An 8682-nucleotide genomic window follows, 5' to 3' on the forward strand; every position below is an offset into this window, starting at 1 on the left:
CGACGGACCGGCCGGCCCGAGCACCCCGACCGGAGTGCCGAATCCCCTCGACGCCCCGGGCGGCCGCTGCGAGAGTGACCCGATGCGAAATCTGCTGCGATCCCGCAAACGCAGGCCGAGGCAGGCCGCCCGCACGGTGGTCCTGGACGGGAACGGCTCGGTCTTCCTGCTCCGTTCGGACAACGACGAGGTCGGCGTGCACTGGACCATGCCGGGCGGCGGACTGGAGCAGGGCGAGACGCCGTGGGAGGGCGCCCGGCGCGAGCTGTGGGAGGAGACGGGCTGGAGCGATCTCGAACCCGGCCCACTGCTCTGCACCTGGGAGCACGACTTCACCTGGCACGGCACCCCGGTCCGCCAGCACGAGCACATCTACCTCACCGGCGGACCGCACCGCGGCCCGGTCGGCGACGTCAGCGAGGTGCACGCCGTCGACCGGATCCTGGACTGGCGCTGGTGGACCCCGGCGGACCTCGCCGACGAGAACGCCGACGCGCTCTGGCCGCCCGCGCTGCCGGAACTGCTGGACGCTGTCCGTACGGGCTGGGTCGTGGACGGGCGACCGCCGGTGCCCGTCGACCTCGGGTACGTCCCGAACGCTCCGGCCACCCGTCAGGCCCGCTAGACCGCTGCCCCGCTGAACCGTTGGCCCGCTGAACCGCTGGGCCCACCGGTCCGCCGGCCGCTCCGCCGGACGGCGCCCGGCGGAGCGGTTACGCGCGCCCGCCGCGTCGGGTCCGCCCGGCCGGAGCGGGCTCCCACCCGTGCAGTTCCAGCTCCCGGTCGTGCAGCGCGGCGGGGTTCATCAGCACCGTCAGGCGAGCGCCGACCAGTTGCTCGGAGCCGAGGCCGGTCGCGGACAGCAACTGCTCGGTCGGCACCGAGACGGCGATGGCGGGCCGCCAGGAGGGCAGCACCACCAGACAGGTGCCGCGGCCGACCCGGATCGGCCGCGCCGTCACCCGCACCGGTGCGCGCTCCTCCGGTCGGCCGAGGGCCTCGGCCGGTCCGGGGCTGCCGCCGATCAGGATGCCGAGCGGAGGGTTGCTCCACGAGGTCCCGGCGGCAGGGCCGACGGCGGTGACGGCATCGACCGCAGCGAAGCCGAGGGCGTCCTGGCCGGCCCCGAACGGCGGCCCCTGCGCCGCTAGTTCCCGCGCACCGGCACGTTCGCCCGCTTGGCCGGCGGCGCCAGGCAGGCCCGCCCCGGTCGGGCCGGACGCGGCCGTCTCCCGTGCGGTCGCCCCCTGCCCGTTCTGGGCGGCCTGCGGATGCATCCGGCGCAGTCGCCGCGAGGGAGAGGGCCGTCGGTAGCCCAGGATCCGCGGCTCCTCGCGCACCGGGCGTGGCGCCGCCCCGGAGCGGCCGACCTCCGACGGTGCGGCGGCGGGCAGATGCCGGACGCATCCGCCCTCGGGCCCGCCCCGGTCCGGCCCGTCGAAGGTGTCGGGTGCCGTGGCGGCGATGCCCGCGGAGGCGTCGGGCGCGGCCGGGCCGCTCCCGGCCTGAGCGTTCCCGGCCTGAGTGCCGGCGTTGCCCTGCGGGTCGGCGTCCGCGCCGACGTCCGCACCGAGCAGGGCCCAGATCTCGGCGACCGGTCGGCGGCACGCGTCCGCCAGCTCGGCGGCGGAACGGCCCTGGGCGTGCGCGGCCCGCAGCCGGTCGGCGAACGCCGCCCGCAGCCGTGCCGTGGTCGGGTCGCCGCCGGTCGGACCGTCGTGGTCCTCCGGGCCGACCGCGCGCGGGACGGGCGGCGCCTCCGCGTCGTTCCGGCTGCGCGGCCGCGGCACCGTGTCGTGGCGCACCGTGTCCTGCCGAGCCGTGCCGCCCTGGCGCGGCGCACCCACCGCACCCACCGCACCCGCCGCACTCGCCGGGACGCCGGCCGCGGCCGCACCGGGCTCGGCGGCGGTCGCGATCGAGCACATCGGAACGGACGTGGCGGGCGGGCCGGTCTCGGCGGGTGGAGGCGACGACCCGGCGCTGTCCCCGGGCGGGCCGGGCAGGGACGGGTCGGTTGCGGTGGTGCGGAGCGAGGTCATCGGCTGGCCCTTCGGGGAACGGTTCCGACGATCCTCCCGCACGGCGCGATCAGCTCCAAGCGTCGAACCCGATGGTGTGCGCCATACCACCGTGGGATGGTCGCGGGGCCGCCCAGGGATCGTCCAAGACAGCGCAGGGCGAACACTGTTGCCACGCGACCGGCGTGGCGTCCCGTGCTGTTCGCCGCCCCCGACCCCGCCCCACCGGGTGTGATCAACTGGTGGGCGCGACAAATCCCTTGAGGTCGGCGAGCACCGCGTTGGCCGCCATGACTCCGAGTCCGAGGAACCAGGTCTCGTCCGAAACCGGCCTGGCCTGACCGGACTTGACCGCACCGAGCGTCTTCCAGAGCGCACCGCCCAGCACCGCGTCCTGGTTGGTCGAGCTGGGGCTGCCGTACACGCCGTAGAAGATCCAGTCGGCGTCGGCCTTGTCGATCTGCTCCGGGCTGATCTCCACCGCGAGCTCCTGGACCCGCTCGATCTCGGGCTGCGGCAGCGGCACGTCGGTGAGGATGGTGCCGATGAACGAGAGCTCGGCGTAGAGCCGGGTCCGGCCCGGCATGAAGCGCAGCGGGGTGATGGTGGGCCGCTTGTCGCCGAGCTTCGCGCCGATCGCGGCGGCGGACGCCTGGTACGCGTCGAGCTGGGCCCTGGCCTCGGCCTCCAGGCCGAACGCGCTCGCGTTGAGCAGGAAGTTCTGCTTCCAGGGGTAGCCGGGGCGCAGCGAGAAGACGGTCGGCGCGATCTTGGACAGCTGCGCGTACTGGTCCTGGGCGCGCAGCTGGCTGCCGAGGATCAGGTCCGGCTTGAGCGCGGCGATGGCCTCCAGGTTGAGGCTGTTGATGGTGCCGACGGCAGCGGGGCTGCCGGCCTTGTCCCTGAGGTAGGACGGCAGGGACTTCGACCCGTCGGTGTGGACGACGCCGACCGGCTGGATGCCGAGGGCGACGACGTTGTCGAGCTCGCCGGTGTCCAGCACCACGACCCGGGTGGGCCTGGCCGGGATGGCGGTCTCGCCCATCGCGTGCCTGAGGGTGCGCGGGTAGACGCCGGGGGCGGCGTCGGTGCCGAAGCCCTTCATCTTCTCGATCACGGTGGCGTAGTCGTCACCGCCCTGCTTGACCGACTTCTGGTTCGGGGAGGAGCCGCCGCCGGCCGGGGTCGAGCCGCCGCTGCCCCCCGACCCGCCCGATCCACCGGATCCGCCCGAGCTGCCGCAGGCGGTGAGCAGCCCGCCGAGGCCGAGGACCGCTCCTCCGGCGAATGCCGCGGTGAGGAACCTGCGGCGGCCGGCGGTGCGGGGGGCGGTGCGGGCGACGAGGGCCAGGTCGTCGGGGGTGGGGGGCACGCGGCGCTCCATTCACGATCGAAATTAGGTTAGGCAAACCTATCCGACTTGGGGTGACAGGGTCGCGGGCTGCTCGTGCCAGGGGGGCAAACCATGCCGAACCTTGGCAAAAGGGAGAAAATTCCTTGGGTCAACTCCTTTGAAACAAAGGTACATGGGTTAACAAGCCGTAAATACATCAGCTGGAGCGGCCTGTACGGGAACGAATCGAAGCAAGTGGTTTAGATCACCAAGGGTTGGTCTACTCAACCTTCCACGGCCGCATCTAGGGTGCGCTGGTGTTTGATCAGCAGCTCTCAGAGCACACGAGCAGCGGCCGGGCAATGGCGCCCGGCGCTCCGCAGGGTGCCCCGGTCAGTGGCACCAGTGGTGGAGTCCCCGCGGGTCAGGGGACGGCTGGGGGAGCGGGGGACAAGGGTCTACGGGGTGGTTCCGTCGGCCTGCTGAGCAGCGTGGTGCTGGGCGTCTCGACGGTCGCCCCGGTCTACTGCCTGACCGCCACGCTCGGCCCGACCGTCACCGCGGTCGGCGTCCAGATGCCCGCGGTGTTCCTCGCGGGCTTCCTGCCGATGCTGCTCGTCGCGTTCGCGTACAAGGAGCTGAACAAGGACTTCCCGGACTGCGGAACGTCCTTCACCTGGGGTGTGCGGGCCTTCGGCCCCCGGGTCGGTTGGATGGCCGGCTGGGGCCTGACGGTGGCGACCATCATCGTGCTCTCCAACCTGGCCGGGGTCGCGACCGACTTCCTGTACCTGATGCTCGGGGAGATGACCGGCAGCAGCTGGGTCACCGAACTCGACCAGAACAAGGCCGTCCACCTGCTCACCGTGGTCCTGCTGATCGCCGGCGCCACCGCGATGAGCTACCGGGGGATGACCGCCACCAAGTGGTTCCAGTACAGCCTGGTCGGCCTCCAGCTGGCCGTGCTGCTGCTCTTCTCCGCCATCGCCATCGGCAAGGCCGCCTCCGGCGACCTGCCCGACTCGATCGGCTTCTCCTTCTCCTGGCTCAACCCGCTCGAGGTCAGCTCGTTCAGCGCGTTCACCGCCGGACTGTCGCTGTCGATCTTCATGTACTGGGGCTGGGACACCTGCCTGACCATGAACGAGGAGACCCAGGGCAGCGCCAAGACCCCGGGTCGCGCCGCGATGATCTCCATGGTCACCCTGGTCGGCTCGTACCTGCTGGTCGCGATCGCCTCCCAGATGTTCGCGGGCGTCGGCAGCACCGGCAACGGCCTCGGCAACCCGGCCACCGCTGACAACGTGTTCGCCGCGCTGGCCCGTCCGGTGCTCGGCTCGCCGTGGAGCATCCTGCTCTTCCTGGCCGTCGTCGCCAGCGCCGCCGCCAGCCTGCAGACCACCTTCATCCCCGTGGCCCGCACCCTGCTCGCGATGAGCGCCTACCGCGCCGTGCCGCCGCGCTTCGGCGCCGTCCACCCGCGCTTCCGCACCCCGGGCTACGCCACCGTCGCGGCGGGAATCGCCACCGCGGTCTTCTACGTGGGCATGAGCCTGATCAGCGAGAACGTCGTCCAGGACACCATCCTGGCGCTCGGTCTGATGATCTGCTTCTACTACGCGCTGACCGCCTTCGCCTGCGTCTGGTACTTCCGCCGCTCGCTGCGCACCGGCGTCCGCGACCTGCTGCTCAAGGGCGCCGCCCCGCTCCTCGGCGGGGTGCTGCTCACCGCGGTCTTCCTGCAGACCCTCACCGACGCCTGGGACCCGGACTACGGCAGCGGTTCGGTCTTCGGCATCGGCTCGGTCTTCGTGATCGGCGTCGGCATCCTGCTGCTCGGCGCCGGCCTGATGACCTGGTACGGCTTCATCCGGCCGGAGTTCTTCCGCGGCGAGACGCTGACCAAGGACACCCAGGCACTGGTCGTGGAGGACTGACACCAGTACTGTTGAGCGCATGAAGCGTTTCACGGGCCTGTGCTGGTGGCCGTCCTAGGACGGCCACCACACTCGCCTGAGCAGGGCCGTCCGGGATGGACGGCCCTGCTGCGTTCTCCGCGCCCCCGCGCTCCCCGCAGAACCGGCCCCTCGCCCCGGACGGCAGACCACCACCGCCGCACCGAGGAGAGACCTTGACCCCCACGCCCGCGTCCGCCGCCGCCGTCGCGCCCACCGCCGTTGGCGTCGCCACGACCGTTCCGTCCGGCACGACCGGCACGACCGGCACGGCCGTCCCGTCCGTTCCGTCCGTTCCGTACGACGACGACCCGAGCGCACACCGCGTCCTCACCGGGGACCGCCCCACCGGACCGCTCCACCTCGGCCACTACTTCGGCACCCTGCGCAACCGCGTCCGGCTCCAGGACCAGGGCGTCGAGATGTTCGTGGTGGTCGCCGACTATCAGGTCATCACCGATCGCGACCTCGCCGACCGGCTCGCCGAGCACACCGAGAACCTCGTCCTCGACTACCTCGCCGCCGGCCTCGACCCCGAGCGGGCGACGATCTTCCCGCACAGCGCCGTCCCCGCCCTCAACCAACTGCTGCTCCCCTTCCTCAGCCTGGTCAGCGTCGCCGAACTGCGCCGTAACCCCACCGTCAAGGACGAGATCACCCACTCCCGGCAGTCCGCCGTCAGCGGGCTGATGTTCACCTATCCCGTCCACCAGGCCGCCGACATCCTCTTCTGCAAGGCCGACCTGGTCCCGGTCGGCCAGGACCAGCTGCCCCACCTCGAAGTCGCCCGCACCGTCGCCCGCCGCTTCAACGAGCGCTACCCGCACGCCGACGGCAGCGCCGTCTTCCCCCGCCCCCAGGCCCTGCTCTCCGACGCCCCGATGCTGCTCGGCACCGACGGCGGCAAGATGAGCAAGAGCCGGGGCAACGCGGTCGCCCTCGGCGCCACCGAGGACGAGACCGCCCGGATCATCCGCGGCGCCCGGACCGACGCCGACCGCCGGATCGGCTACGACCCGGTCAACCGGCCCGAGGTCTCCAGCCTCGTCCTGCTCGCCGCCCTCTGCCAGGACCGCACCCCCGAAGCTGTCGCCGAGGAGATCGGCGACGGCGGAGCCGCGGTGCTCAAGCGCACCGTCACGGAGTCCGTCAACGAGTTCCTCCGCCCGATGCGCGCCCGCCGCGCCGCACTCGCCGCCGACCGGGGCCACCTGCGGCAGGTCCTGCGCGACGGCGCCGAGCGGGCCAACGCCGTCGCCGACGCCACCCTCGCCGAGGTCCGGGAGGTGATGGGGGCGGCGATCTGAAGAGCGCTCACTGCCGGGCACCGGCCGGGCGGGGGACATCGGCCGGTTGACACGGGGCATATCGTCACCGGGCGGTCGCGGCCACGACGCGACCGCCCGCACCCCGATCCCGCGCCCGAAAGGTGGCCCGGCCCATGGACCAGCACCCGACCACACCCGGCCAGGGGCTGACCCGCCCGCCGCACCTGCGCCCCGGCGACCACATCGCCGTCGTCGCCCCCAGCGGCCCCATCGACGCCGAACGCCTCGCCGCCGGCTGCGCGATCCTCCGCTCCTGGGGGTTGCGCGTCACCGTCGCCCCACACGTCCTCGACACCCACCCCACCCTCCGCTACCTCGCCGGCGCCGACGCCGACCGCGCCGCCGACCTCCAGGCCGCCTGGCTCGACCCCACCGTCGACGCCGTCATCTGCGCCCGCGGCGGGTACGGCGTACACCGACTGGTCGACCTGCTCGACTGGACCGCGATGCGCGCCGCCGCGCCCAAGCCCTTCATCGGCTTCAGCGACGTCAGCTCCCTGCACGAGGCCTTCGCCCAGCGCCTCGGCCTCGCCACCCTGTACGGCCCGCTGGCCGCCGGGGCCTCCTTCGTCGCCGACGGCCCGACCACCGAGCACCTGCGCCGCACCCTCTTCGACCCGGCCGCCGTCACCGTCCTCACCTCACCCACCGCCGCCCCGCTCGTCCCCGGCCGGGCCCGCGGTGTCACGGCCGGCGGCTGCCTCCACGTCCTCACCGCCGAGCGCGGCACACCCGCCGCGCGGCCCTCCTACGAGGGCGGCATCCTGCTGCTCGAAGACGTGAACGAGCACCCCTACCAGCTCGACCGGCTGCTCACCCAGCTCCTGCGCTCCGGCGCGCTCGACGGCGTGGCCGGCGTGGCCCTGGGCTCCTGGGAGGGTTGCGGACAGCCCGAGCGGGTCCGGGACGTGATGCTCGACCGGCTCGGCGGGCTCGGCGTTCCCGTGCTCTGGGAACTGGGCTTCGGCCACTGCCCCTCCACCCTCACCGTCCCGCTCGGCGTTCCCGCCCTGCTCGACGCCGACGCCGGCACCCTGACACTGGACCAGCCCGCCCTCGCCGGCCGCTGAGCTCGCGACCCGACCCGACCCGACTCGACTCGGTGAGTCCGGCCCGTCCGGGGTCACCGAGCAAGGGGCACGCTGAAAGAGGTGCGCCCTGAGTAAGGTGCCGCCATGAACGAGGACCGCCTCACCGCCCTTGCCCTCGGCTTCCTGCGCGGCCCGGGCAGCAACGCCCGCACGATCCTCGGACTTGCCGGACCGCCCGGCGCCGGCAAGTCCACCCTGGCCCGCCGTCTGGTCGCCGAGGTCGAGCGCGCCGAAGGCCCCGGCAGCGCCGCCTACGTCCCGCTCGACGGCTTCCACCTCTCCGGCGCCCAGCTCGACCGCCTCGGCCTGACCCACCGCAAGGGGGCCCCGGCCACCTTCGACGCCCACGGTTACGTCGCCCTGCTGCGCCGCATCGCCGGCGACCGCTTCCAGGACATCTACGTCCCGGACTTCGACCGCACTCTGGACGAACCGGTCGCCGCCCGCCACGTGGTCCGCCCGCACACCCGACTCGTCATCACCGAAGGCAACTACCTCGCCTCCGCAGACACCCCCTGGCCCGACGCCCGTCGACTGCTCCACGAGCTCTGGTACGTGCACACCGACGACGAGGAACGTGAGGAGCGCCTGCTCCGGCGGCACCGCGACGGCGGACGCGACGAAGCCGCCGCCCGCCACTGGGTCACCGGCAACGACCATCCGAACGGCGAGTACGTGAAGCCCGGCCGGGCGCTCTGCACCCGGACTGTCTCCGGGACGGGTTTGCCTTCGGTCTCGGACAGGGGTAGTGTTTTCTAGTCGCTCGGCAGGGAGCACCGGACACGCATCAGCGCGGACGGTCCCGGGGCGGCCAATCCTCTGAAACACCACTTCCCAGGTTCGGGCTGGGTCGCGTCGGCATTTCCTCGTCGCGGCTGAGCGCTTATTTGGCGTGCTCGTTTTATCGGGTTGCGGTCGGATTCGCTTTTCGGAGCGGAGATCGGCTAGAGTTTG

General features: G+C 72.8%; 7 protein-coding genes. 5 read left to right on the forward strand and 2 right to left on the reverse strand.

The window, feature by feature from the left end; translation table 11 throughout:
- Window positions 1-82: 82 nt before the first annotated feature.
- Window positions 83-625 carry an NUDIX hydrolase gene (locus ACWDBE_RS37150; protein ID WP_449789574.1) on the forward strand — a complete coding sequence of 181 codons (543 nt, stop codon included), beginning with the start codon at window positions 83-85 and terminating at the stop codon, window positions 623-625.
- Window positions 626-713: 88 nt separating this feature from the next.
- On the opposite strand, the gene ACWDBE_RS37155 is transcribed toward ACWDBE_RS37150, so the two are convergent.
- Together ACWDBE_RS37155 and ACWDBE_RS37160 are read right to left on the reverse strand one after the other, a co-directional pair.
- Window positions 714-2042 (reverse strand): hypothetical protein, encoded by a 1329-nt coding sequence (locus ACWDBE_RS37155; protein WP_449810178.1) that lies wholly within the window; start codon window positions 2040-2042, stop codon window positions 714-716.
- Window positions 2043-2256: 214 nt separating this feature from the next.
- Window positions 2257-3393 carry an ABC transporter substrate-binding protein gene (locus tag ACWDBE_RS37160; protein WP_449810179.1) on the reverse strand — a complete coding sequence of 379 codons (1137 nt, stop codon included), beginning with the start codon at window positions 3391-3393 and terminating at the stop codon, window positions 2257-2259.
- Window positions 3394-3716: 323 nt separating this feature from the next.
- On the opposite strand from ACWDBE_RS37160, the gene ACWDBE_RS37165 reads away from it, so the two are divergent.
- The 4 genes from ACWDBE_RS37165 to ACWDBE_RS37180 all read left to right on the forward strand — a co-directional run bounded on the left by ACWDBE_RS37165 (window position 3717) and on the right by ACWDBE_RS37180 (window position 8487).
- Window positions 3717-5291, forward strand: coding sequence for an APC family permease (locus ACWDBE_RS37165; RefSeq protein WP_449810183.1), 1575 nt, complete (start codon window positions 3717-3719; stop codon window positions 5289-5291).
- Window positions 5292-5485: 194 nt separating this feature from the next.
- Entirely contained in the window at window positions 5486-6616 is a 1131-nt protein-coding gene (gene trpS, locus ACWDBE_RS37170) for a tryptophan--tRNA ligase (RefSeq protein WP_449810180.1), read from the forward strand.
- A 134-nt stretch (window positions 6617-6750) separates the two neighbouring features.
- A complete protein-coding gene (locus tag ACWDBE_RS37175) occupies window positions 6751-7707 on the forward strand; it encodes a S66 peptidase family protein (RefSeq protein WP_449810181.1) in 957 nt (318 codons plus the stop codon).
- A 105-nt stretch (window positions 7708-7812) separates the two neighbouring features.
- Window positions 7813-8487, forward strand: a complete 675-nt coding sequence (locus ACWDBE_RS37180; RefSeq protein ID WP_449789570.1) for a nucleoside/nucleotide kinase family protein — start codon at window positions 7813-7815, stop codon at window positions 8485-8487.
- Window positions 8488-8682 lie beyond the last annotated feature (195 nt).

The sequence above is a fragment of the Kitasatospora sp. NPDC001132 genome (assembly GCF_053598415.1).